Source organism: uncultured Allobosea sp. (genome assembly GCF_945956895.1).
GTDB lineage: Bacteria > Pseudomonadota > Alphaproteobacteria > Rhizobiales > Beijerinckiaceae > Allobosea.
In genome coordinates this window covers 73042-96630 of sequence record NZ_CAMFJF010000002.1, presented here as the reverse complement: position 1 = coordinate 96630, position 23589 = coordinate 73042, and the positions used below count along the sequence as shown (strand labels likewise).

The following is a 23589-nucleotide window of genomic DNA, read 5'->3' as shown; positions in this document are numbered from 1 at the left end:
TGGGCTGGCTCAGGCTGGTGGCGCCATGAATAGTGCGGGTTTGGTCGGCGCCGTGATCGGCTTGGGCCTGGGCCTGCTGGAATACCGGCTGATGTCGGCCGTGGTGATCGGGGCGCTCCGGCGCACGGATCGCTCGGTGACCGAGGCCGAGAAGGACGATTACGAGCGCCGCATCCGCATCCTGCGGGCGGTGCTGGTGGTGATGACGATCGGCTTGATGCCGACTTTAGGTTTCGTGATCGGCCGGACGGTGTTCGGCTGAGGATGTAAAGGACGAAGGCGATGTCACTCGCGCAAGCCGCAAGGGGCCTGCTGCTGAAGGAGTTCGTCGGGGCTATCGGCCTGTCGATGCGCTATTTCTTCAAGCCGAAGGCGACGCTGAACTATCCGTTCGAGAAGGGCCAACTCTCGCCGCGCTTCCGTGGCGAGCATGCCTTGCGCCGCTATCCGAACGGCGAGGAACGCTGCATCGCCTGCAAGCTCTGCGAGGCGATCTGCCCGGCGCAGGCCATCACCATCGAGGCCGGCCCGCGCCGCAACGACGGCACGCGCCGCACCACCCGTTACGACATCGACATGACCAAGTGCATCTACTGCGGCTTCTGCCAGGAAGCCTGCCCGGTCGATGCCATCGTCGAGGGGCCGAATTTCGAGTTCGCGACCGAGACCCGCGAGGAGCTGTTCTACGACAAGGACAAGCTGCTCGCGAACGGCGCGCGCTGGGAACGCGAGATCGCGCGCAACATCGCGATGGACGCTCCCTATCGGTGAGATGATTTGCCTCTCCGGCGTCATCCCGGACAAGCCGCGAAGCGGCGCCGATCCGGGATCCATCGGAGGGAACGGCGCTTTACGATGGATCCCGGGTCTGCGCTTCGCTTGCCCGGGATGACGTTGCAGGGCGCGATTGAGTTCACAGACCCGCCGCGCGGTTGTCCCGCCCGGCGGGCCTGATTATAGACGCTCCAAATTGCTCGGGGTCCGTTGAGTCCCGGAGTACGAACCAAACGAGGACCGCGCCGAAAAGGGGCGGGAAGGGCTGGCCGAGATGAATGCCGCAGCGGCTTTCTTCTATCTCTTCGCAGGGGTGACCGTGGCATCCGCCTTCATGGTGGTGACCTCGCGCAACCCCGTGCATTCGGTGCTCTACCTGATCCTGGCCTTCGTCAACGCGGCCGGGCTGTTCATGCTGCTCGGCGCCGAGTTCCTCGCGATGCTGCTGGTCGTCGTCTATGTCGGCGCGGTCGCGGTGCTCTTCCTCTTCGTGGTGATGATGCTCGACGTCGATTTCGCCGAGTTCCGCCAGGGCTTCCTCAACTACCTGCCGATCGGCGCGCTGATCGGCTTCATCTTCGCCGTCGAGCTCCTGATGGTGGTCGGCGCCTGGGTCATCGATCCGCAGATCGTCAAGGCGCCGATCGCCGCGATCCCGGCCAATGTCTCGAACACCGAGGCGCTCGGCCGCGTGCTCTACACCCAGTATGTCTACTACTTCCAGGCGGCCGGCCTCGTGCTGCTCGTCGCCATGATCGGCGCGATCGTGCTGACCCTGCGCGACCGTCCCGGCATCAAGCGCCAGCACGTCCCGACGCAGAACGCCCGCACCAAGGACGCGGCGATGGCGGTCAAGCAGGTGCCTTCGCGCGCCGGCGTTCCCGAGGAGATGGCGTGATGACGATCGGACTGGGCCACTATCTCGCCGTCAGTGCTATCCTGTTCACGCTCGGCGTGCTCGGCATCTTCATCAACCGCAAGAATGTCATCGTCATCCTGATGTCGGTCGAGCTCATCCTGCTCTCCGTCAACCTGAACTTCGTCGCCTTCTCGAGCTTCCTGAACGACATCGTCGGCCAGGTCTTCGCGCTGCTCGTGCTCACGGTGGCGGCGGCTGAGGCCGCGATCGGCCTCGCTATCCTCGTCGTCTACTTCCGCAACCGCGGCACGATCGCGGTGGAAGACATCAACATGATGAAAGGCTGAGCGCGCCCCTGCGCCTGGACCTCACTGCCATGTATCACCTGATCGTCTTCCTCCCTCTCATCGGCTTCCTGATCGCCGGCCTGTTCGGCCGGCTGATCGGCGCGCGCGGCTCCGAGATCGTCACGACCTCGCTGCTGATCGTCTCCGCCGTCTTGTCCTGGGTCGCCTTCATCAATGTCGGCTTCGGCTCCGGCACGACGCGCGTGCAGGTCGCGAGCTGGATTTCGTCCGGCCAGTTGCAGGTCGACTGGGCCTTCCGCATCGACACGCTGACGGCGGTGATGCTGGTCGTGGTCAACACGGTCTCCAGCCTCGTGCACCTCTATTCGATCGGCTATATGAGCGAGGATCCGCATCGTCCGCGCTTCTTCGCCTATCTGTCGCTCTTCACTTTCGCGATGCTGATGCTGGTGACGTCGGACAACCTCGTCCAGATGTTCTTCGGCTGGGAAGGCGTCGGTCTCGCCTCCTATCTGCTGATCGGCTTCTGGTACCAGAAGCCCTCGGCCAATGCGGCCGCGATGAAGGCCTTCATCGTCAACCGCGTCGGCGATTTCGGCTTCTCGCTCGGCATCTTCCTCGTCTTCGTGCTGTTCGGCTCGGTCGCCTTCGACGCGATCTTCCCGCGCGCCGGCGAGCTGGTGAACCAGAGCTTCCGCTTCCTCGGCTATGACTGGAACGCGCTGACGCTGACCTGCCTGCTGCTCTTCATGGGCGCCATGGGCAAGTCGGCGCAGTTCCTGCTGCACACCTGGCTGCCGGACGCGATGGAAGGCCCGACCCCGGTCTCGGCGCTGATCCATGCCGCGACCATGGTCACCGCCGGCGTCTTCATGGTCGCGCGCCTGTCGCCGATCTTCGAGTACGCGCCGGTCGCGCTCGCCGTCGTCGTCGTCATCGGCGCCACCACCGCCTTCTTCGCGGCGACGGTCGGCCTCGTGCAGAACGATATCAAGCGCGTCATCGCCTATTCGACCTGCTCGCAGCTCGGCTACATGTTCGTGGCGCTCGGCGTCGGCAATTACGGCGCTGGCATCTTCCATCTCTTCACGCACGCCTTCTTCAAGGCGCTGCTCTTTTTGGGGGCGGGCTCGGTCATCCACGCGATGCATCACGAGCAGGACATGCGCCATATGGGCGGCCTCAGGAAGCATATCCCGATCACTGCCGCCGCGATGACGATCGGCACGCTGGCCCTGACCGGCGTCGGCATTCCCGGCACGATCTTCGGCTTCGCCGGCTTCTTCTCGAAAGATGCGATCGTCGAGAGCGCCTATGCCTCGGTGGGCCATGGCGGCTTCGCCTCGTCCTATGCCTTCATCCTTCTGGTCGTCGCGGCCTGCATGACCTCGTTCTACTCCTGGCGGCTCTATTTCATGACCTTCGAGGGCGCGCCGCGCTGGGGCCATGGCCACGAATCGCATGGCCACGGCCATGACGATCACGCCCATGCTGCTCACGGTCACGACGATCACGGCCACGGCCATGACCACACGCCGCATGAGAGCCCCTGGGTGATGCTGCTCCCGCTCGTCGTGCTGTCGATCGGCGCGATCTTGGCCGGCGTCGTCTTCAAGGAGGCCTTTATCGGCCACGACTTCGAGCATTTCTGGAAGTCGGCCCTGTTCATGGGCAAGGACAACCACATCCTGCATACCATGCACGAAGTGCCGACCTGGGTCGCATTCTCGCCCTTCGCGGCGATGCTGATCGGCTTCGTGCTGGCCTATCTGATGTATGTCCGCTGGCCGGAGATTCCGGGCAAGCTGGCGGCCGCCAACCCGGCACTCTACCAGTTCCTGCTCAACAAGTGGTATTTCGACGAGCTCTACGACTTCCTGTTCGTGCGTCCGTCGAAATGGCTCGGCCGCTTCCTCTGGAAGAAGGGCGATGGCTTCGTCATCGACGGTTTCGGTCCGGACGGCGTCTCGGCCCGTGTGGTCGACGTCACCAATCGGGTGGTCCGGCTGCAGACCGGCTACCTCTATCACTATGCCTTCGCCATGCTGATCGGCGTCGCTGGGCTCGTGACCTGGTATCTCGTGGCGCGCGGGTGAGATGATGTTGGGTTTCGGTATCCTCACCGGTCTTCTGGTCCTGCCGCTGGTCGGCGCTGCCCTGATCCTGGTGCAGCGCGGCGATCAGTCGGCCGTCGATTCCAATGCACGCTGGATCGCGCTGTTCACGACGGTCCTGACCTTCCTGCTCGCCTGCGTGGCGTGGAATCGCTTCGACGTCGCCAATCCCGGCTTCCAGATGGTCGAGACCCATGGCTGGGTTTCGGACGCCATCAGGTTCAAGCTCGGCGTCGACGGGTTCTCCTTCCCTTTCATCGTGCTGACGGCCTTCCTGATGCCGTTCTGCATCCTCGCCTCCTGGACCTCGGTCGAGAAGCGGGTGCGCGAGTACATGATCGCGTTCCTCGTCCTGGAAGCGCTAATGATCGGCGTCTTCGCGGCGCTCGACCTCGTGCTGTTCTACCTGTTCTTCGAGGCAGGCCTGATCCCGATGTTCCTGATCATCGGCATCTGGGGCGGCAAGCGGCGCGTCTACGCCTCCTACAAGTTCTTCCTCTACACGCTGCTCGGCTCGGTGCTGATGCTGCTGGCCGTGATGGCGATGTACTGGAACGCCGGCACGACCGACATCCCGACGCTGCTGGCGCACAAGTTCCCGTCGCAGATGCAGCTCTGGCTGTGGCTCGCCTTCTTCGCCTCCTTCGCGGTGAAGATGCCGATGTGGCCGGTCCACACCTGGTTGCCGGACGCGCACGTCGAGGCGCCGACGGCGGGTTCTGTCATCCTGGCGGCGATCCTGCTGAAGATGGGTGGCTACGGCTTCATCCGCTTCTCGATCCCGATGTTCCCGGAAGCCTCGGCACTGTTCGCGCCGCTGGTCTTCGCCCTCTCTGTCATCGCCATCGTCTACACCTCGCTGGTGGCGCTGATGCAGGAGGACATGAAGAAGCTGATCGCCTATTCCTCCGTCGCCCATATGGGCTTCGTGACGATGGGCCTCTTCACCCTGACGCCGCAGGGCATCCAGGGCGCGATGTACCAGATGGTCAGCCACGGCCTGGTCTCGGGTGCGCTCTTCCTCTGCGTCGGCGTGATCTACGATCGCATGCATACCCGCGAGATCGCGGCCTATGGCGGCCTGGTGAACCGCATGCCGGCCTATGCCGTGGTCTTCATGGTCTTCACCATGGCGAATGTCGGCCTGCCCGGCACCTCCGGCTTCGTCGGCGAGTTTCTGACGCTGCTCGGCGCCTTCCGTGCCAATCCCTGGGTCGCTTTCTTCGCGACCTCCGGCGTCATCCTCTCGGCTGCCTACGCGCTCTGGCTCTATCGCCGCGTCGTCTTCGGCGAACTCGTCAAGCCGGAGCTGAAGGACATCAAGGACCTGAGCGGCCGTGAGGCCTTGATCCTGGTCCCGCTCGTCCTGCTGACGATCTGGTACGGCGTCCAGCCGCACCAGATCCTCGACGCCTTCGCGGCGCCGACCGAGGCGCTCATCAAGAACTATCAGGCAGCTCTCGCCGTCGCGAAGACGGCGCTGGCGGTCGCGCAGTAAGGTCTCGCCATGGCTCTGCCCGCTCTCGGCCCGGCCCTGCCGGAAATCATCCTCGCCATCGGCGCCATCGCCATGGTGCTGGTCGGCGCGATCCAGGGCGAGCGCGCCACGCGCCTGCTCGAAGGACTGGCGCTGGCGCTGCTCGCGGTCGCGCTGGCGCTGGTCGTCTCAGGCACCGGCAAGCTGCTGACCTTCAATAACGGCTTCATCGCCGACGGCTTCGGCCGCTTCATGAAGGTGCTGACGCTTCTGGGCGCCGGGGCCACGATCCTGCTCTCGGCCGATACGCTGCGCCGCCAGGGCACGATGCGCTTCGAGTTCCCGATCCTCGTCGTGCTTTCGACCATCGGCATGATGATGATGATCTCGGCCAACGATCTCATCAGCCTCTATGTCGGCCTCGAACTGCAGTCGCTGGCGCTCTATGTCGTGGCCGCCTTCGACCGCGACAATGCCAAGTCGACGGAAGCCGGCCTGAAGTATTTCGTGCTCGGCGCGCTCTCTTCCGGCATGCTGCTCTATGGCGGCTCGCTGGTCTATGGCTTCACCGGCACCATCACCTTCCCCGGTATCGCGGCTGCGACGGCCGGCGGCCATGCCGGCATCGGACTGATCTTCGGCATCGTCTTCATCGCGGCCGGCGTCGCCTTCAAGATTTCGGCCGTGCCGTTCCACATGTGGACGCCGGATGTCTACGAGGGCGCGCCCACCCCGGTCGCCGCCTTCTTCGCCTCGGCCCCGAAGATGGCCGCCATGGCGATGGTGATCCGCGTCTTCATCGGCGCCTTCCCGGGCGCGATCCATGACTGGCGCCAGATCATCGTCTTCATCTCGATCGCCTCGATGGCGCTCGGCGCCTTCGCCGCGATCGGCCAGCGCAACATCAAGCGCCTGCTCGCCTATTCCTCGATCGCGAACATGGGTTATGCGCTGGTCGGCCTTGCGGCCGGCACGCCGGACGGCGTGCAGGGCGTGATGACCTATATGGCGATCTATCTCGCCACGACGCTCGCCGCCTTCGCCTGCGTGCTGATGATGCGTCGCGACGGCAAGCTGGTCGAGGACATCTCGGAGCTGGCCGGCCTGTCCCGTACCAATGGCTGGATGGCCTTCGCGATGTCGATGATGATGTTCTCGCTCGCCGGCATCCCGCCGCTCGCCGGCTTCTGGGCGAAATGGTACGTCTTCCTCGCCGCGATCAACGCGAAGCTCTATGTGCTTGCCGTCATCGGCGTGCTGACCAGCGTCGTGGGCGCCTATTATTACCTGCGGCTCGTCAAGGTGATGTATTTCGACGAACCGAAGCCGGCCTTCGAAAAGTCGGATCTCGGCGTGCGCACGGTTCTGCTGGTCTCTGCGATCTTTGTGCTGGTGCTGTCGCTGGTGCCGGCGCCGCTCTTCGACTCGGCGGCCGCCGCGGCCAAGTCGCTGTTCTAAGTGAAGAGCTCCGTCATGCTCGGGCTTGACCCGAGCATCTCCTGCCAGAGATTCTCGGGTCTTCGCTGCGCTCCGCCCGAGAATGACGGCCTGCGTCTGGCAGGGTTTTCCCATGCTCGGTGAGACCGCTCGCGCCGCGGGCTATCGTCTGATCATCCGCGACGAGGTCGGCTCCACCATGGAGGAGGCCCGCCGCGCGCTCGATCAGGGCGAGCCGGGCAAGCTCTGGATCGTCGCCCGCAGCCAGAATGCCGGCCGCGGGCGCCATGGCCGGCAATGGGGCTCTCCGCCCGGCAATCTCTACGCCAGCCTGCTGCTGACTGATCCGTGCGAACCGGCCTTGGCGCCGCAGCTCGGTTTCGTCGTGGGGCTCGCCCTGCACGATGCCGCTTCGAAGCTGCTTGGCGAGGCCGCTTCCGGCCTCAGACTGAAATGGCCGAACGACCTGCTCCTCGACCGAGCCAAGACCTCCGGCCTGCTGCTGGAAGGCGAGAGCCGGGCAGGGCGGCTCAACATCATCGTCGGCTGCGGCGTCAACATCGCGTCCTGCCCGACGGACACGCCGTACCCCGCGACCTTCCTCAAGACCGCGGCGCCGCAAGCTACTGTCGAGGCCATGCTGACGGGGCTGAGCGATGCCTTTGCGCAGCGCTTTGCCATCTGGTCGCAACCCGGTGGCTTCGGGCCGATCCGCGCCGCCTGGCTGGAACGCGCCGCCTTCCTCGGCGAGACCATCACCATCCGCCTGCCCGAAGGGCCGCTCACCGGCATCTTCATCGGCCTCGACCCGACCGGGCGCCTCGAACTCGAAACCGGAACCGGCCGCCGCGTGATCGATGCCGGTGACCTCTTCTTCGGCCCGCCCCGGCAGGGTTGAACCGTCATTGCGAGCCCTCGGGTCTTGCCTTCGGCAAGCCCAAGGACAGGCTCCGCGAAGCAATCCAGGGGGACTTGGCTGATACGTTCAACCTGGTCTCCCTGGATTGCTTCGTCGCTCCGTTCCTCGCAATGACGGGTGAGCTCATGCCAACGGACGGATGAGCTTGCCGCTATGGAGGCGCGCCGCGCGCCATGTTAGGGCTGCAACGCCTGCCGATTATCAAGGATACCCCGTGACCCGCTCCTCCGACCAGCTTGTCTTCGTTCCCCTCGGCGGCCTCGGCGAGATCGGCATGAACGCCGCTCTTTACGGCTTCGGGCCCGAGGGGCGACGAAAGTGGATCCTGGTTGATTGCGGCCTGTCCTTCGCCGGGCCGGAGGCGCCGGGCGTCGATATCGTCCTGCCCGACCTGCGTTACATCATCGAGGAGCGGGCGAACCTCCTCGGCATCGTCATCACCCACGCCCATGAGGATCATATCGGCGCGCTCGCCGCGCTCTGGCCCTCGTTGCGCGCGCCGGTCTACTGCACGCGCTTCGCCGCCGGCCTCCTCGCCACCCGCCGCCTCTCCGAGCCCGGCGCGCCGAATGTCGAGATCAATGTCGTGCCGCAGCGTGGGGCGATCACGCTCGGCCCCTTCGACATCGAGTTTGTGCCGGTGGCCCACTCGATCCCGGAATCGAACGCGCTCGCCATCCGCACGCCGGTCGGCCTTGTCGTCCATACCGGCGACTGGAAGATTGACCCCACGCCGCAGGTTGGCCTGCCGACCGACGAGAAGCGTCTGCGCGAGCTTGGCGAGGAGGGCGTTCTCGCGCTGGTCTGCGACTCGACCAACGTCATGCGCGACGGCATCAGCCCGAGCGAGGCGGATGTCGCCGCAAAGCTGAAGGAGCTGGTTCATTCGGCGCCGGGCCGCGTCGCAGTCACCACCTTCGCTTCGAACGTCGCCCGCTTGCGCGCGGTCGCCGAGGCGGCGATGGCTGATCAGCGCGAGGTCGTGGTCGTCGGCCGCGCCATGGACCGTGTCATCGATGTCGCCCGCGAATGCGGCTATCTCGACGGCATCCCCGGTTTTCGCCCGGTCGATGCCTATGGCTACCTGCCGCGCGACAAGGTCGTGGCGCTGCTCACCGGCAGCCAGGGCGAGCCGCGCGCCGCGCTTTCGCGCATCGCTTCGGACGATCATCCCGAGATCGCGCTCTCGCCCGGCGACCGCGTGATCTTCTCGTCGCGCACCATTCCCGGCAACGAGAAGTCGGTCGGCAACATCCTGAACGCACTCGCCCGCGACAAGATCGAGATCATCACGGACCGGACCCATCTGGTCCATGTCTCCGGCCATCCGCGCCGCGAGGAGATGGCGCGGCTCTATGGCTGGCTGAAGCCGCAGATCGCGATCCCCGCCCATGGCGAGGACCTGCATCTCGCCGAGCACGAAACCTTTGCCCGCAGCCTCGGCGTCAAGCATGTCCTGTGCGCCGGCAATGGCGACGTCGTCGCGATCTCGGCCGAGGGCGCCCGCAAGATCGACGAGGCTCCGCATGGCCGGCTCTATCAGGACGGCTCGCTGCTGGTGAACGCGCTGGAGCGGACGATCCAGGAGCGCCGCCGCCTGTCCTTTGCCGGCGTCGTCTCGATCGCGGTCGCGATCGACGAGAAGGGCGGCATCTCCGGCGAGCCGGAGATCGCCGTGCTCGGCCTGCCGCCGCGCACCCGCGACGGCACCGATTTCGACGAGTTCGTCGCCGACACCGTCGGCGATCTCCTCGACAATATCCCCAAGGCCCGCCGGCGTGATCCCGAGGCCCTGCGCAATGCGCTGGAGCGCGGTGTGCGCAGCGCGGTCAACGAGGAGTGGGGCAAGAAGCCGCTCGTGCATGCGCTGGTGGTCGAGGTGTAGGGTACGCTCCCAAATGAACCACACACTGTCATCCCGGGCGTAGCGAAGCGAAGACCCGGGATCCATGCCGGAACGGTTCAGGCATGGATCACGGATCGGCGCCGCGTCGCGGCTCGTCCGGGATGACGCCGTGTTTCTGTGTTGAACGGATGTGATCGGGAAGAGAGACATGATCGGACGCCTGAACCACGTCGCCATTGCGGTGAAGGACCTCGAAGCCTCGACGGCGCTCTATCGCGACACGCTGGGCGCCCGCGTCTCGCAGCCGCAGGCCGAGCCCGAGCACGGCGTCACCGTTGTCTTCGTCGAATTGCCGAACACCAAGATCGAGTTGCTGGAGCCGCTCGGCGCCGACTCGCCGATCGCCAAGTTCATCGAGCGCAACCCTGATGGCGGCATCCACCACATCTGCTACGAGGTCGACGACATCCTGGCGGCGCGCGATCGGCTGAAGGCGCAGGGTGCCCGCGTGCTCGGCTCCGGTGAGCCGCGCATCGGCGCCCATGGCAAGCCGGTGCTGTTTCTGCACCCCAAGGATTTCCTCGGCACGCTGGTCGAATTGGAACAGGCCTGACGACGATGACCGATATCGCTTCGACCGACATTGCTTTCCTCGGCCAACCGGAAGCCGGCTCGCCGCGCCCCTTCAGTGCCGCGACCGTTGCGGGTGAGCTCGTCTTCGTCTCCGGCCATTCGGCGCCGCATGATCCGTCGCGCGGCATCCATCGCGGCCAGACGCCGGCCGAGGAGGTCCGCAATGCGCTCGGCCGCGTTGCCGAGATCCTGGCGGAGGCCGGTAGTTCGCTCGATCGCGTCGTCCAGATGACGATGCTGATCACCGATCCGGCCGACTATGCCGCCTGCAACGCGGAATACGTCAAGCATTTCCCGGGCGGCCTGCCGGCCAGGCATACCGCGCGCTTCGGCGTACCGACCGAGGCGCGGGTCGCCTTTTCCTGCATTGCTCTGGCAGGAGCGGCCAAATGAACTTCGTCGGCGGTCTTGCGCTGTATTTCGTGATCTGGTGGATCACGCTCTTCGCGGTGCTGCCCTTCGGCATCCGCAGCCAGCATGAGTCAGGCGATGTTGTCGCCGGAACCGAGCCCGGCGCGCCGGTCCTGCCGGGTTTGCTGAAGAAGGCCGTCATCACCTCGCTGATCGCGGCGGTGATCTTTGCCGGCGTCTGGTATGTCTGGGTGACCTACGACATCTGAAACTTGGCGCCCCCGTCCGAGGTACTGCCCAAGAAAAAAGGCAAGGCCGATGCCTTGCCTTTGATAGTTCGCTTTTACCGCTGCATCGGCACACGTCTCGAAAGCGTGCGACTCATTTGCGAGGCGGGCGTTTGTTCCTCCCAAGACCTGGTCCGCAGCGCTTCGACTGGCGAGGCGCTCCCAGCGCCGGAAGGATTAGCCGATTGTGACGGCGCTGTCATCAGTTTAGGCAGATTCAGCCTGGAATTTTTGCAAGATTAGTCTCCATTGCACTTGTGCAGTGCAGCAAGGGCAGGCGGTGCATAGAACCGATGCCTTGTTCCGGTCAAAGGATGGGGCTATCGACCGGCATCCGCCGGGCTCACTGGCGGCCATGGAGATCTTCATGCTGCGCAGCTCGCTCGCCGCCCTTGCCGTCGTCGCCTCGCTCGGTTTCGCCCAGGCCCAGACGCCGAAGCCCGATCCGGAGAACACCGTCATCCTCGAGACCAAGGATGGCCCGGTGACGATCCGCCTGCGGCCGGACCTCGCGCCGAAGCATGTCGCGCAGATCAAGGCGCTGGTGAAGCGCGGCTTCTATGACGGCATCGTCTTCCACCGCGTCATCGACGGCTTCATGGCGCAGACCGGCGACCCGACCGGCACCGGCACCGGCAAGTCCGACCTGCCGAACCTGCCCGCCGAATTCACCCCGACGCCCTACAAGGTCGGCTCGCTCGGCATGGCCCGTTCGTCCTCGCCGGATTCGGCCAATTCGCAGTTCTTCATCTGCTACGAGGGCTGCGGCTCGCTGACCGGCCAGTACACGCTGTTCGGCGAGGTCGTCTCGGGCATGGACGCCGTGCGCAAGATCAAGAAGGGCTCCAGCGCCAATAACGGCCAGGTGAGCAGCCCGGACAAGATCGTCCGCATGCGCATGCAGGCCGACGCCAAGTAAGTCGGTATCGAGCAACCAATCGGCACGATTGCGCTCAGGGCGAGCCGGGGAGGGTGCGGCGATGGTTCGGACGGCCCTGATCGGGATTGCCCTGGCGCTGGGCCTGGGCGGAGCGTCTGCGCAGGATACGCGCGATCTCGGCCTGCCGCCGCCCTCCGGCTCGCAGAATCCCGTCCTGCCTCCGCCTTCGGGCTCGCAGAACCCGATCCTGCCGCCGCAGAGCGGCCAGCGCTACAATCCGGGTGTCGGCGGTCCCTTCAGTGGCGGCGACATCCCGGGTCTGGATCAGCGTCGCCTCGATGCGCCCCGCCTGCTGCGCGGTGGCGGCGAGATCGGCCTGATCGGTTCGGTCACGCCGGACGGCCCGAAGGACGGCACGGAAACCGTCGACCGACTCGACCAGGTCGCCCCGGCGCTCCAGCGTTGCTGGACGCCACCACCTCTGCCCGGCGACCTGACGGGCGCGATGGTCTCGCTCCGCTTCAGCCTCCGGCGCGACGGCAGCCTCTTCGGCCAGCCGCGCGTCACCTGGGCGACCAAGCGCGGCGATGCCGCATTCCAGCAGCGCTTCAGCGATTCCGCCGTCGCCGCCATCCGCTCCTGCACGCCGATGAGGTTGTCGGCGGGCCTCGGAGCGAGTATCGCGGGGCGACCCTTCACCATTCGCTTCCACGGCCGTGCGCGGCTCAATGAAAGGCAGACCTGATGTCGCTGGATCCCGAGAACACCATCGTCATGGAAACCACCAAGGGCAAGGTGGTGATCAAGCTGCGCCCTGACCTGGCGCCCGGCCATGTCGAGCGCATCAAGCTGCTCGCCCGCGAGGGCTTCTATGACGGCATCGTCTTCCACCGCGTCATCGACGGCTTCATGGCCCAGGTCGGCTGCCCGCACGGCACCGGCACCGGCGGCTCGAGCTATCCGGACCTGAAGCAGGAGTTCAACGCCGAGCCGCATGTCCGCGGCATCTGCTCGATGGCCCGCGCCCAGAACCCGAACTCGGCCAACAGCCAGTTCTTCATCGTGTTCGACGATGCCCGCTTCCTCGACAAGCAGTACACCGTCTGGGGCGAAGTCGTCGAAGGCATGGACAATGTCGACAAGATCAAGCGCGGCGAGCCGGTGCGCGACCCCGACTCGATCGTCTCGATGAAGGTGATGGCCGACGCGGCCTGATCTTCGGTAGTCTGAGGCGAGCCCTCATCCCGGGAAGCGAGCGGCGCTCGCAGCCAATGGGGTGAGGGCTCGTTCCGTTTGACGAGAAGGACGCTGCGGTCGTGAACGTCGATCTCTTCGATTTCGATTTGCCCGAGGACCGGATCGCGCTGCGGCCCGCGAGTCCGCGCGATGCGGCGCGTTTGCTCGTGGTTCGTCCGGACGCAGCCGAGTTGCTGGAGGATCGTGGCATCCGCGATCTCGTCGCGCTGCTTCAGCCCGGCGACGCGCTCGTCCTCAACGACACGCGCGTCATCCCGTCCCGCCTGCGCGGACGGCGCTATCGCGGCGAGGATTCGGCCCGCGTCGAGATCATGCTGCACAAGCGCGAGCGAGAGGATCGCTGGCTCGCCTTCGCCCGGCCGGCCAAGAAACTCGCCGTCGGCGAGACCGTGGTGTTCGATTCGGAGGCCGCCAGCAATGCCTGCGAGCTCGGCCGCCTGCAGGCCGAAGTCATCGCCAAGGGCGAGGGCGGCGAGGTCGAATTGCAGTTCAGCCTGACCGGTGCCTATCTCGACGAGGCGATCGAACGGCTCGGCGAATTGCCGCTGCCGCCCTATATCGCCGGCAAGCGCCCGACCGACAGCGCTGATACCGCCGATTACCAGACCAATTTCGCCCGCAAGGACGGCGCCGTCGCCGCGCCGACCGCGGGCCTGCATTTCACGCCGGAGCTATTGGCGGCGCTGGAGGCGCGCGGCGTCAGCAGGCATTTCGTCACGCTCCACGTCGGCGCCGGCACCTTCCTGCCGGTGAAAGCGGACGACACCGACGACCACCGCATGCATGCCGAATGGGGCACGGTCTCCCCCGAGACGGCCGCCGCCCTCAACGCCGTCAAGGCGAAGGGCGGGCGCATCGTCTGCGTCGGCACGACCTCGCTGCGCCTGATCGAGAGCGCGGCGGCTGAGGCTGGCACGATCCGGCCCTTCTCGGGCGACACCGCGATCTTCATCACGCCGGGTTACCGCTTCCGCGCGGTCGACCTCCTGATGACGAATTTCCACCTGCCGCGCTCGACGCTGTTCATGCTCGTCTCCGCCTTCTGCGGACTCGACGTGATGAAACGGGCCTATGCCCATGCGATCGCAGCGAATTACCGCTTCTACTCATATGGCGACGGCAGCCTGCTCTTCCGGGCAGATCGATCGTAGAGCGAACCACCTCTGTCATTCCGGGTTCGCGCCTGCGGCACGCCCCGGAATGACAAAGGGCGTGGAAATCAGCTCCTACTTCGCCGGCTGCGGCGGCACGCCCTTCTGCCAGACCGGCCAGTCCGCGACGATGTGGTCGACCAGCTTCGAGCCGACGGCCTCGATATTGGCGACGGTCTCGGCGAAACCGCCGGCCGTCTGGCCGGGCGCCGGATCGAGATGCTGCAGCGTCGTCTCGTTCGGGTTGCCCTGGTCGAAATTGACCGCGCCGCGCAGGCTCATGATCCGGTCGGTGCCGAACTGGCGCTTGATCACCAGCGTGATCGCGGCGGCCTCCATCTCGGTGATGACATAGTCGTCGGCGCCGTAGAGCTTGGCCATGTACTGCGCCTCCTTCGACAGGCCAGGCCCGTGGAAGAAGGTGTCGCCCGTCATATGCGTACCGGTCTGCACGGAGGGCGCGGCCTGCGCCTTCTTGTCGGGGTAGCGCATGCGGTACTGCTTCGCCGAATCTGAGTCCTGCAGGTTCACGCCGGAGCTGAGCTTCACCGCCCAGTTCACCAGCACGGGGTTGAGCTGGAAGACGCGATAGCTCTCATAGCCCTTGCGCGGCATGAAGACCGGCTCGCCCGGCTTGCCTTCCTCCGGCGCCCAGCGATGGCCGAGATCGTAATCGACCAGCCATGTACCCCAGGAGACGTCGCCGATCGTGCCGCGCGAGGGCGGCGTGCCGGCGACGCCGCTCAGCACGAAATAGGCCTGCGAGAAATCATAGGCCGGATCGAGCAGGATCGCCTGCATCGAGGACGAGGAATTGACCTTGCCCATGCCGAGCACGGCGCCGCAGACGCCGTCATCGTTGCAATAGACTGGCTTGAGCGCGCCTTTGGCCTCATGCGGCTGGCTTTTCATCCAGTAACGCTCGTACCAGTGCTGGAATTCGCCCGCCCGGTCGCCGGTGTTCTGGCCGATCTCGAACATGGCGGCGATGAAGACCTTGACCTTGATCGGCTGGGTTTGCGCCGCTGCGGGCGTCGCCAGCGCGCCAGAGGCGAAGGCGGCGAGGGTGAGGGCGGCGAGGCCGGCCCGTCTTGTGATCGTCTGGTTCATGCAAGCTCTCCACGGCCGAAAGCTGAAGGGGCCGTCCGGATCGGGCGCAGCAAGGGCCGGGCCAAATTTTGCCATGGCGGAAGCGCGCCCGTCCATAACGACGCGACGATCCATGCGCTGAACCGGCTCGCATTCCCCCGCTGAAAATGCTACCGGGCTCCCAACAGGGATTTTGACAGTCAAATGGCCGATATTTTTCGCGAGATCGATGAGGAAGTCCGCCGCGACAAGGCAGCGGAGCTCTGGAAGAAATATGGCTGGGTCGTCACCAGCCTCGCCGTGCTGGCCGTGCTGGCCGTCGCCGGCTGGCAGTTCTGGCTGCATCGCGAGAATCAGGCCTCGCAGGCCGTCGGCGCACGCCTCGAAGCCGCGCTGAAGTCCTCGCGCGATGGCGACGCGACCCAGGCCGAGACCATCCTGAAGGAGCTCTCGACCACGGCGCCCGCCGGCTATCGCCTGATCGCCCGCTTCCGCCTCGCCGCCGAGACGGCCAAGCGCGATCCGGCCGCTGGCGCAGCCGCCTTCGATGCGCTCGCTGGCGACGCCTCGCTGGACCAGACCTATCGCGACCTCGCCAGGCTGCGCGCCGGCATCCTGCGCGTCGACCTCGCCCCCCATGCGGAAGTCAAGGCGGCGCTGGAGCCGCTGGCCACCCCGCAGGGCGTCTGGCGCCATTCGGCCCGCGAATTCCTCGGTATCGCCGCGCTCAAGGCCAATCTCTTCGAGGATGCCGGGCGCTGGTTCGATGCCGCGATCACCGATCCGCAGGCGCCGCAGGCTCTGCGCCAGCGTGTCGAACTCTATCTCGCTCTGGTCCGTGGCGGCCCCGTCACGGTGAAGAACTGAACCGGAGCCTCGCTCCAACGGCGCCGCCGCCCCGGCTTCTCGCTTCGGCGAACCGGGACGACGGCGAAAATGTGTGAAATCTGATGACAGCCATCGTCGCCCTGATCGGGCGCCCCAATGTCGGCAAGTCGACGCTGTTCAACCGGCTGGTCGGCAAGAAGCTCGCGCTGGTCGACGACCGGCCGGGCGTGACGCGCGACCGTCGCGAGGGTGACGCCACCCTCGGCCATCTCCGCTTCAAGGTGATCGATACGGCCGGCCTCGAGGAGGCCGACAAGGATTCGCTCGCCGGCCGCATGCGCGCCCAGACCGAGACCGCGATCGCGCAGGCCGATGTCGTGCTCTTCATGATCGACGCCCGCCTCGGCATCACGCCGATGGACCAGCCTTTCGCCGATCTGGTGCGCCGCTCCGGCAAGCCGGTGATCCTGCTCGCCAACAAGGCCGAGGGGAAAAAAGGCACCGACGGCATCATCGAGTCCTATGGGCTCGGCCTCGGCGACCCCGTGCCGTTCTCGGCCGAGCACGGCGAGGGCACCTCGGACCTGCTGGAGGCGCTCGCGCCTTACATCCCCGACGAACCTGAGGACGACGAGGACGAGACGGCCTGGGCCGACGTTCCCGCCGCCGATTCGGAGGACGAGGAGGAGATCGATCCCGATCGCCCGCTGCGCGTCACCATCATCGGCCGCCCGAACGCCGGCAAGTCGACGCTGGTCAACCGCATGATCGGCGAGGACCGGATGCTGACCGGCCCCGAGGCCGGCATCACCCGCGACACCATCTCGGTCGACTGGGAATGGCGCGGCCGCAAGGTCAAGCTCTTCGACACCGCCGGCATGCGCAAGCGCGCCCGCATCGAGGAAAAGCTGGAGAAGCTCTCGGTTGCGGATTCGCTGCGCGCGATCCGCTTCGCCGAGGTCGTCGTCGTGCTGCTCGATGCGACGATCCCCTTCGAGAAGCAGGACCTGACGCTGGTCGACCTGACCGAGCGCGAGGGCCGGGCGGTCGTGATCGGCCTCAACAAATGGGACCTCGTCGCCGACAAGCAGGGCCTGCTGGCCGAGCTCAAGGAGAAGGCCAACCATCTGCTGGCACAGGTCCGCGGCGTGCCGATCATCCCGCTTTCGGGTTTGGCCGGCGAGGGTATCGACAAGTTGATGCAGGGCGTGTTCTCGGCCTACGGGGTCTGGAACCGTCGCGTCTCGACCGCGCGCATCAACCGCTGGCTCGAAGGCGTGCTCTCGGCGCATCCGCCTCCGGCGGTCGCCGGCCGGCGCATCAAGATCCGCTACATGACGCAGGCCAAGGCTCGGCCGCCGACCTTCGCGCTGTTCGGCAACCAGCTCGACCATCTGCCGGTGTCCTACACGCGCTATCTCGTCAACAACCTGCGGGATGCGTTCGAACTGCCGGGGACGCCGATCCGCCTGCATCGCCGCGGCGGCGCCAATCCCTATGACAAGGAGCGCAAGGGCTGATGAAGGTCGCGGTCGTCGGCGCCGGTATCGCCGGGCTTTCCACCGCTTGGTCGCTGAACAAGCGCGGGCATGAGGTGACGCTGTTCGAGCAGGCGCCGCAGATCCCCAACCCCTATGCGGCCTCCGGCGACCAGCACCGCATCATTCGTCGCGCCTATGGCGGCGCCGACGGCTATGCCCGCACCATCACCGAGGCCTTCGAGGCCTGGGGCGAACTCTGGGCCGATCTCGGCAGGCAGCATTACGCGCCCTGCGGCGTGCTCGGCATCTCCCAGACCGAAGGCGACGAGGGCGAGGAGTACCGCGAAGGCCTCGACCGCATGGCCTCGCCCTACGAGCTCTATGATGCGGCTGAGGCCGCCCGACGCTACCCCTTCATCGATCCGGCGACGATCCGCTACGCCTATCTCAGCCCCGAGGGCGGCGCGCTCTTCCCGGCCCGCATCGCCGCCGACATGGTGCGCCTGCTGCGCGAGCGCGGCGTCACCTTGCGCGAGGGGGCGACGGTCGCATCGATTGATCCCGAGAGCGGCCGCATCGGCTTGGCCGATGGCGAGGCGGCGAGCTTCGACCGTATCGTCGTCAGCTCCGGCGCCTGGGTGCTGAAGCTCCTGCCGGAGCTTGCGGACGTGCTGACGACCTATCGCACGGCCGTCGCCTATCTCGACCCGCCTGATGACCTGAAGGCGGCCTGGGAGGCGGCCCCGGTCATCGTCGATGTCGGCGGCACGGTCGACGGCTATGTCCTGCCGCCTGTGGACGGCACCGGCCTCAAGGTCGGCGCCGGCGTCCACAAGCGCCCGCGCCAGCCCGACGAGGAGCGCGAGCCACGGGCAGGTGAGGGCGAGCAGATCCGCGACTATTTCGCGCCGCCCTTCGCGCGCATCGCCGAGTATCGCGTCGAGCGCGTCGTGACCTGCGCCTACACCTTCACGGCGGACCGCAAGTTCCTGTCGCGGCAGTTCGGCCGCGTGACGGCAGTCTCGGCCTGTTCCGGCCATGGCTACAAGTTCGGCGCGGCGGTCGGCCGGCGCGTCGCGGCTGCGGTGGAGAGCGGCGATCAGGTCGGTCTGCTGCGCTGGCTGCGGGCCGAATAACCAAGAAACAAGTCCGTCATTGCTTCGCCGCTTCGCGCCTCGCAATGACGATGCTGAGGGCGGAGTGGCCTCAAACCGGCAACTGCGGGGTCAGCACCTTGCCTTGCGGGAAGTCGAAGATCTTGCCGCTCTCGTTCCAGTCTGGCGAGGCGAGCCGGACCAGATGCGGCGCCAGCTCCTCCGGCGCCTTCAGCACCTTCGGATCTTCGCCCGGCATCGCCTCGGCCCGCATCCGGGTGCGTAAGGGGCCCGGATTGACCAGCATGAGCTTGACCGGGGTTGTCGCCGTCTCGGCCGCATAGGTGCGCCCCAGAGCCTCCACCGCAGCCTTGGAGACCGAATAGGGACCCCAATAGGCCGTGCATTTGTGCGCGGCGCCGGAAGACATCAGCAGGACACGGCCGGCATCCGAGGCGCGCAGCGCCGGATCGAGCGCCTTAAGCAGGCGCCAGTTGGCTGTGACGTTGATGTCGAGCACCTTGGCCCAGTCCTTTTCGGTCACATGGCCGAGCGGGCTGAGGCCGCCGAGGATACCGGCATTGGCGAGCAGGATGTCGAGCTTGCCCCAGCGCTCCGTCACGGCGAGTCCGAGCTTCTCCAGCCCGCCTGCATCGGCGAGATCGAGCGGCACCAGGGTGGCGCTGCCGCCGAGCTCACGAATCTCGTCGTCGAGTTCCTCGAGCGCGCCGGCGGTGCGAGCAAGCGCGATGACATGCGCGCCGGCCTCAGTGAAGGCCAGGGCCGCAGCGCGGCCGATGCCGCGCGACGCGCCGGTGACGAGCGCGACGCGCCCCTGCAATGGTTTGGTCATGATGAGAGTTGTCCCGGTTCCCTTACGCGCCGTCATCCCGGGCAAGCCGCGATAGCGGCGCCGATCCGGGATCCATGCCGGAGCGCTTCCGATGAAGGTTCAGGCATGGATCCCGGGTCTGCGCTGCGCTTCGCCCGGGATGACAGCCCATTCTTTCGAAAGCTCAGCCGGCTTCGGCCAGCAGCGAGATCTGCTGCTTGGCGCTCTCGCCGATCACGTCGGTCAGCGAGGTCGGATAGTCGCCGGTGAAGCAGTGGTCGGTGAATTGCGGCCGGGTCGGGTCACGGCGCTCGTGGCCCATGGCGCGGTAGAGACCGTCCACCGAGATGAAGGCCAGCGAATCGGCGCCGACGAACTGGCGCATCTCTTCCAGCGAATGGGTCGCGGCGAGCAGCTTCTCCCGGTCCGGCGTGTCGATGCCGTAATAATCGGGGTGGGTGATCGGCGGCGAGGAGATGCGGAAATGCACCTCGCGGGCGCCCGCCTCGCGCATCATCTTCACGATCTTGAACGAGGTCGTGCCGCGCACGATTGAATCGTCGACCAGAATGACCCGCTTGCCCTCGACCACCGAGCGGTTGGCCGAGTGCTTCAGCTTGACGCCGAGCTCGCGGACCTTCTGCGTCGGCTCGATGAAGGTGCGGCCGACATAGTGGTTTCGGATGATGCCGAGCTCGAAGGGGATACCGCTGGCCTGGGCATAGCCCAGCGCGGCCGGCACACCGGAATCCGGCACGGGCACGACGACATCGGCCTCGGCAGGCGATTCCTGCGCCAGCACGGCACCCATCGCCTTGCGGCGCTCGTAGATGCTGCGGCCCTTCACGATGGAATCGGGGCGGGCGAAATAGATGTATTCGAAGATGCAGGGCCGCTCCGGCACGGGCGGGAAGGGCTTGTGGCTCTCGATCCCCGCTTCGGAGATGATCACGACCTCGCCGTTCTCGATCTCGCGGACGAACTTGGCGCCGATGATGTCGAGCGCGCAGGTCTCGGAGGTCAGGATAGGCGCGCCATCGAGCTCGCCGAGCACCAGCGGTCGGATGCCGAGCGGGTCGCGGGCGCCGATCAGTTTCTTGTTGGTGATGCCGACGAAGGCATAGGCGCCTTCGATCTGGCGGATGGCCTCGACGAAGCGGTCGACGAATTGCTGCTTGCGGCTGCGCGCCACGAGATGCAGCAGCACCTCGGTGTCGGAAGTCGATTGGTAGATCGCGCCGTCGCGGACGAGGTTGCGGCGAAGCGTCAGCCCGTTGGTCAGGTTGCCGTTATGCGCCACGGCGAAGCCGCCGCCATGCAGTTCGGAGAAGAGCGGCTGCACGTTGCGCAGGATGGTCTCGCCCGTCGTGGAATAGCGGACATGGCCGATGGCCTGCTTGCCCTTCAGCTTGTCGATGACGCTCGCTTCCGAGAAGGCGTCGCCGACGAGGCCGAGGCGGCGCTCCGAATGGAAGCGCTTGCCGTCGAAGGAGACGATACCCGCCGCCTCCTGGCCGCGATGCTGCAGCGCGTGCAGGCCGAGCGCGGTCAGCGCCGCGGCATCGGCATGGCCATAGATGCCGAAGACGCCGCATTCCTCCCGCAGCCGGTCGGCATTGGGATCGAAGGCGGCATCGCGCTCGGTTTGCGAGATCATGTCTGGCTCCAGGCGAGGGGCTTGAGCGAACTGTCTACGCGCTAATTAGGGACGGGCTGGGGCAGGTGCAACCGGCGCCGGCGTCGCGGGGCTGCGCGGCTCCTCGGCCGGGGCCTCGCTGCCTTCCTCGGGCTTCCGCTTTTTAAGCATTTTATCGACGATGACATTCAGATCCTGCGGCAGCATCGCCTGCAGCGAGCGGCCGGTCTCTTCGAGGATCGGCGTGGCCTTGGCGTCCTTGGCCCAGGCCGGCAGCTTCTCGTTGCCGACCAGCGCCGTGAAGAAGACATAGCCGATCACCGCCAGCAGCAGGCCGCGCGCCGCACCGAAGACGAAGCCGAGCGTGCGGTCGAGCGCGCCGATGCGGGAATCTAGCACGAAGTCGGAAATCCGCGCCGTGATCAGCGAGACGACGATCAGCGTGCCCAGGAACAGCGCCGCGATCGAGGCGACCAGTGCGATCGTGCCCTGCGCCGAGCTTGCCGGAATATATTGCTGGATGAAGGGCACGAGCTGCGGATGGAAGAGCCAGGCGACGGCTGCCGCGGCGATCCAGGAGGCAATCGCCAGCACTTCGCGCGTGAAGCCGCGCACGGCCGCGAGCAAAGCCGAGATCAGAATCACGCCGATGACGACGAGATCGAGAATGGTGACAGGCATTGGGAGGGCCGCTTTGCTGTGGTCAGGTACCGACCGGCTGGAGGCAGGGCGGCCGTTTCGGCTTTGCTATACGCGTTCCAGGCCTCTGCGTCACCCTTTCGGCGCTGTCATTTCACATCTCTGCGAGGAGCGCGCGCGGCGATATCGGCAACGAGTTCCGTGACATGGCCGAAACGGCGCAGGTTCAGGCCGTTGCCGTCGCCGTGGTCGGCGCCGCCGGCTGGCATCAGCGCGGCCTCGAAGCCAAGCTTGGCGGCCTCCCTGAGGCGCGCAGCCGCTACGGCGACCGGTCGAATCGCGCCGGAAAGCGCGATCTCGCCGAAATAGACCGCTTCCTGCGGCAGGGTGGCTCCACTGAGCGATGAGACCAGCGCAGCGGCAACAGCGACATCGGCCGCCGGCTCGTTGACGCGCAGGCCACCCGCGACATTGAGATAGACGTCATGCTGGCCCAGTCGCAGGCCGCCATGCGTCTCGAGCACGGCGAGCACCATCGCGAGCCGGCTGTTCTCCCAGCCGACGACGGCGCGGCGCGGCGTGCCGAGCGCGGTCGGCGCGACCAAAGCCTGGATCTCGACCAGGACCGGCCGCGTGCCCTCCATTCCCGCGAAAACGGCGGCGCCCGGCGCCGGCTGATCACGGCCCGCGAGGAAGAGCGCCGAGGGGTTGGTGACCTCGGACAGGCCCTTGCCGGTCATCTCGAACACGCCGATCTCGTCGGTCGCGCCGAAGCGGTTCTTCTGGCCGCGCAGGATGCGGAAGGAATGCGCGCCTTCGCCCTCGAAGGAGAGCACGGCATCGACCATGTGTTCGACCACGCGAGGGCCGGCGATCTGGCCGTCCTTGGTGACATGGCCGACCAGGATCAGGCAGACGCCTGATGTCTTGGCATAGCGGATCAGGGCTTGCGCCGAGCCGCGCACTTGCGTCACCGTGCCAGGCGCGCTCTCGACCTCGCCCGACCACATGGTCTGGATCGAATCGATCACCACGAGGGCAGGGCGCTCGCCCTGGCCCAGCGTCGCGACGATATCCTCGACATTGGTCTCGGCCGCGAGATCGACCGGCGCCTCGGCCAGCCCCATCCGCTCGGCGCGAAGCCGTACCTGGCCCGTCGACTCCTCGCCCGAGACATAGACGACGCGCTTGCCCGCCTTGGCCAGCGCAGCGCAGGCCTGCATCAGCAAGGTCGACTTGCCGATGCCGGGATCGCCGCCGATCAGCAGCACCGAGCCCGGCACGAAGCCTCCGCCGGTGACGCGATCGAGTTCCCCGATGCCGGATGCGATGCGCGGTGCGTCCTGCGTCTCGCCCTTCAGAGTCTCCAGCGCGAAAACGCGGCCGCGCGCCCGGCCGCCGGAGGAGGGCCGGCCGCCGCCCGGAACGGGCGCGGCCTGCGCATCCTCGACCAGCGAGGACCATGTCCCGCAGGCGTCGCATTTGCCCTGCCAGCGGTGATAGACCGCCCCGCAGGCTTGGCAGTGATAGGTCGGACCGCGCTTGGCCATCAGCCGAGGAACTGCACTTGGAAAGGCGCGAAGGTCATTGCAGCAGCGTCATGCTCGGGCTTGACCCGAGCATCTCTTGCCGAAGGAGGCACCGGAGCCTTCGTGTCTTGAGATTCTCGGGTCTGCGCTGCGCTTCGCCCGAGAATG

General features: G+C 66.4%; 24 protein-coding genes. 19 read left to right on the top strand and 5 right to left on the bottom strand.

The window, feature by feature from the left end; genetic code table 11:
• Window positions 1–25 precede the first annotated feature (25 nt).
• The 16 genes from Q0Q02_RS01875 to queA all read left to right on the top strand — a co-directional run bounded on the left by Q0Q02_RS01875 (window position 26) and on the right by queA (window position 14293).
• The gene (locus Q0Q02_RS01875; protein WP_293806381.1) at window positions 26–262 is read left to right on the top strand and encodes a hypothetical protein; all 237 of its coding nucleotides are present in this window, start codon (window positions 26–28) and stop codon (window positions 260–262) included.
• 20 nt (window positions 263–282) lie between these two features.
• Entirely contained in the window at window positions 283–771 is a 489-nt protein-coding gene (gene nuoI, locus Q0Q02_RS01870) for an NADH-quinone oxidoreductase subunit NuoI (RefSeq protein WP_038367698.1), read from the top strand.
• A gap of 277 nt (window positions 772–1048) precedes the next feature.
• Window positions 1049–1672, top strand: coding sequence for an NADH-quinone oxidoreductase subunit J (locus tag Q0Q02_RS01865; RefSeq protein ID WP_293806378.1), 624 nt, complete (start codon window positions 1049–1051; stop codon window positions 1670–1672).
• On the top strand, window positions 1672–1980 hold the full coding sequence (gene nuoK / locus Q0Q02_RS01860; RefSeq protein ID WP_061968159.1) for an NADH-quinone oxidoreductase subunit NuoK: 309 nt from the start codon (window positions 1672–1674) through the stop codon (window positions 1978–1980). The genes Q0Q02_RS01865 and nuoK overlap by 1 nt, the downstream gene beginning before the upstream one ends.
• A 29-nt stretch (window positions 1981–2009) precedes the next feature.
• The gene (nuoL, locus tag Q0Q02_RS01855; RefSeq protein WP_293806375.1) at window positions 2010–4037 is read left to right on the top strand and encodes an NADH-quinone oxidoreductase subunit L; all 2028 of its coding nucleotides are present in this window, start codon (window positions 2010–2012) and stop codon (window positions 4035–4037) included.
• A gap of 4 nt (window positions 4038–4041) precedes the next feature.
• A complete protein-coding gene (locus tag Q0Q02_RS01850) occupies window positions 4042–5553 on the top strand; it encodes an NADH-quinone oxidoreductase subunit M (protein WP_293806622.1) in 1512 nt (503 codons plus the stop codon).
• Between the two features lie 9 nt (window positions 5554–5562).
• Complete coding sequence (gene nuoN / locus Q0Q02_RS01845) at window positions 5563–6990, top strand: NADH-quinone oxidoreductase subunit NuoN (RefSeq protein WP_293806374.1); 1428 nt, start codon at window positions 5563–5565, stop codon at window positions 6988–6990.
• A 112-nt stretch (window positions 6991–7102) separates the two neighbouring features.
• Complete coding sequence (locus Q0Q02_RS01840; protein ID WP_293806372.1) at window positions 7103–7867, top strand: biotin--[acetyl-CoA-carboxylase] ligase; 765 nt, start codon at window positions 7103–7105, stop codon at window positions 7865–7867.
• Between the two features lie 235 nt (window positions 7868–8102).
• The gene (locus tag Q0Q02_RS01835; RefSeq protein ID WP_293806370.1) at window positions 8103–9773 is read left to right on the top strand and encodes a ribonuclease J; all 1671 of its coding nucleotides are present in this window, start codon (window positions 8103–8105) and stop codon (window positions 9771–9773) included.
• 169 nt (window positions 9774–9942) lie between these two features.
• Window positions 9943–10347 (top strand): methylmalonyl-CoA epimerase, encoded by a 405-nt coding sequence (gene mce, locus Q0Q02_RS01830; RefSeq protein WP_293806368.1) that lies wholly within the window; start codon window positions 9943–9945, stop codon window positions 10345–10347.
• A 5-nt stretch (window positions 10348–10352) separates the two neighbouring features.
• On the top strand, window positions 10353–10760 hold the full coding sequence (locus Q0Q02_RS01825) for a RidA family protein (protein WP_293806367.1): 408 nt from the start codon (window positions 10353–10355) through the stop codon (window positions 10758–10760).
• On the top strand, window positions 10757–10987 hold the full coding sequence (locus Q0Q02_RS01820; protein ID WP_293806366.1) for a DUF1467 family protein: 231 nt from the start codon (window positions 10757–10759) through the stop codon (window positions 10985–10987). The genes Q0Q02_RS01825 and Q0Q02_RS01820 overlap by 4 nt, the downstream gene beginning before the upstream one ends.
• Window positions 10988–11372: 385 nt before the next feature.
• Entirely contained in the window at window positions 11373–11924 is a 552-nt protein-coding gene (locus Q0Q02_RS01815; RefSeq protein WP_293806365.1) for a peptidylprolyl isomerase, read from the top strand.
• Between the two features lie 61 nt (window positions 11925–11985).
• On the top strand, window positions 11986–12630 hold the full coding sequence (locus Q0Q02_RS01810) for a hypothetical protein (RefSeq protein WP_293806364.1): 645 nt from the start codon (window positions 11986–11988) through the stop codon (window positions 12628–12630).
• A complete protein-coding gene (locus Q0Q02_RS01805) occupies window positions 12630–13100 on the top strand; it encodes a peptidylprolyl isomerase (protein ID WP_293806363.1) in 471 nt (156 codons plus the stop codon). Before Q0Q02_RS01810 ends, Q0Q02_RS01805 begins: the two co-directional genes overlap by 1 nt.
• 101 nt (window positions 13101–13201) lie before the next feature.
• Window positions 13202–14293 carry a tRNA preQ1(34) S-adenosylmethionine ribosyltransferase-isomerase QueA gene (queA, locus tag Q0Q02_RS01800; protein WP_293806362.1) on the top strand — a complete coding sequence of 364 codons (1092 nt, stop codon included), beginning with the start codon at window positions 13202–13204 and terminating at the stop codon, window positions 14291–14293.
• 75 nt (window positions 14294–14368) lie between these two features.
• Here queA and Q0Q02_RS01795 read toward each other — a convergent pair whose 3' ends face one another.
• On the bottom strand, window positions 14369–15403 hold the full coding sequence (locus Q0Q02_RS01795; RefSeq protein WP_293806360.1) for a purine nucleoside permease: 1035 nt from the start codon (window positions 15401–15403) through the stop codon (window positions 14369–14371).
• Window positions 15404–15586: 183 nt separating this feature from the next.
• Here Q0Q02_RS01795 and Q0Q02_RS01790 point away from each other — a divergent pair, with 183 nt between their 5' ends.
• From Q0Q02_RS01790 to Q0Q02_RS01780, 3 genes are all read left to right on the top strand, one after another.
• Window positions 15587–16249: a tetratricopeptide repeat protein gene (locus tag Q0Q02_RS01790; RefSeq protein WP_293806358.1), complete on the top strand. Its 663-nt coding sequence runs from the start codon at window positions 15587–15589 to the stop codon at window positions 16247–16249.
• An 83-nt stretch (window positions 16250–16332) separates the two neighbouring features.
• Window positions 16333–17730 (top strand): ribosome biogenesis GTPase Der, encoded by a 1398-nt coding sequence (gene der, locus Q0Q02_RS01785; protein WP_293806357.1) that lies wholly within the window; start codon window positions 16333–16335, stop codon window positions 17728–17730.
• Window positions 17730–18827 (top strand): FAD-dependent oxidoreductase, encoded by a 1098-nt coding sequence (locus tag Q0Q02_RS01780; RefSeq protein ID WP_293806355.1) that lies wholly within the window; start codon window positions 17730–17732, stop codon window positions 18825–18827. The genes der and Q0Q02_RS01780 overlap by 1 nt, the downstream gene beginning before the upstream one ends.
• A gap of 70 nt (window positions 18828–18897) precedes the next feature.
• Here the strand turns inward: Q0Q02_RS01780 and Q0Q02_RS01775 are convergent, their stop codons facing one another.
• From Q0Q02_RS01775 to radA, 4 genes are all read right to left on the bottom strand, one after another.
• The gene (locus tag Q0Q02_RS01775) at window positions 18898–19638 is read right to left on the bottom strand and encodes an SDR family NAD(P)-dependent oxidoreductase (RefSeq protein WP_293806353.1); all 741 of its coding nucleotides are present in this window, start codon (window positions 19636–19638) and stop codon (window positions 18898–18900) included.
• Between the two features lie 163 nt (window positions 19639–19801).
• Window positions 19802–21274, bottom strand: a complete 1473-nt coding sequence (gene purF, locus Q0Q02_RS01770) for an amidophosphoribosyltransferase (protein WP_293806351.1) — start codon at window positions 21272–21274, stop codon at window positions 19802–19804.
• 45 nt (window positions 21275–21319) lie between these two features.
• Window positions 21320–21934: a CvpA family protein gene (locus tag Q0Q02_RS01765; protein ID WP_293806349.1), complete on the bottom strand. Its 615-nt coding sequence runs from the start codon at window positions 21932–21934 to the stop codon at window positions 21320–21322.
• Between the two features lie 107 nt (window positions 21935–22041).
• On the bottom strand, window positions 22042–23442 hold the full coding sequence (radA, locus tag Q0Q02_RS01760) for a DNA repair protein RadA (RefSeq protein WP_293806347.1): 1401 nt from the start codon (window positions 23440–23442) through the stop codon (window positions 22042–22044).
• Between the last annotated feature and the right edge of the window lie 147 nt (window positions 23443–23589).